2 protein-coding genes are annotated in these 1,273 nt (G+C 48.9%); both read right to left on the bottom strand.

The window, feature by feature from the left end:
- Positions 1 to 452 (bottom strand): methyltransferase domain-containing protein (locus tag B7X71_RS17180; protein ID WP_293601633.1); only part of this gene is annotated, 452 nt, incomplete at its 3' end.
- Positions 453 to 461: 9 nt separating this feature from the next.
- Positions 462 to 1,273 (bottom strand): tryptophan--tRNA ligase (locus B7X71_RS17185; protein WP_293601634.1); only part of this gene is annotated, 812 nt, incomplete at its 5' end.

Below are 1,273 nucleotides of genomic sequence, written 5' to 3' on the forward strand. Positions count from 1 at the left end.
ACCTTAAGGTCTGATCGGTGGGCCAAAGCAAGCAATTCCCCTGATTTGAGTAGGAAATTGGGATTTGAGGGTTTGCCAAACTCAGCGTTCCCATCTGCAAAGGTTTCATAGATCAAAACGCCGCCTTCGGTCAGCATTTTGGGCAATTCATCCAAAAATGGGCGATATAAATAATTAGTCACCACAATGCCTGAAAACTGTTGATTTAACAAAGGCCAATCCGCGCCCTCAAGATCTAGCGCTTGCATTTGAATGGAGATGCTTCGAAGCGGCTCAACAGCAGAAATGTCTTGGTCAACAGCGAGAATCTGATGACCCAAAGAAGCCAATAAAGCAGTATGTCTACCTGCGCCACAGGCAAGATCTAAGACCCTGCCATCCTTCGGAATCGCTGGTGCAAAACGCCTTACCCAGGGAGAGGCAACTGCAATGGAATCATGGCCTGAAATCAAAGGGATGCCTTAGTCGTACGCCAAGCCCATAGCTTCACGAACCTCGCGCATCGTTTCTTGGGCCACCTTGCGAGCCTTGTCCGAACCATCTGCAATAATCGAACGCAATAAGCTTGGATCATCCAAGTACTTCTGGGCACGCTCAAACATGGGTTGCTGCTCAGCAAGAATTGCATCAATTACGGGTTGCTTGCACTCCAAACAGCCGATGCCTGCAGACTGACATTCTTTTTGAACCCAAGTCTTGGTTTCATCATTGGAATAGACGGTATGCAACTGCCACACTGGGCAACGCGCAGGATCACCCGGATCAGTTCTCCGCACTCGCGCTGGATCGGTTGGCATCGTACGGATCGAACGAATCACCTCTTCAGGTTTTTCACGAATGCTAATCGTATTGCCATACGATTTGGACATTTTTTGACCATCAATACCAGGCATGCGTGATGCTGTTGTCAGGAGAGCTTGTGGTTCAGGCAGAATAATTTTGCGAGCACCTTCTAAGAAGCCAAACAATCTCTCACGATCAGCCATAGAAAGACTTTGCGCTTCTTGTAACAAAGCTTTGGCCTCTTCTAGCGCCTCATCATCGCCCCGCTCCTGAAAAGCCACGCGCAACTCGGCATACATCTTGGCACGTTTACTACCTAATTTTTTAACTGCCTCTAGTGCCTTCTCTTCAAAACCAGGCTCGCGACCATAAAGATAGTTAAAGCGGCGCGCCACTTCGCGCGTCATCTCTACGTGTGGCACCTGGTCTTCGCCTACTGGAACAAACTGCGCGCGATACATCAAAATATCAGCAGCCTGTAACAAGGGGT

The organism is Polynucleobacter sp. 39-46-10, from assembly GCF_002282275.1.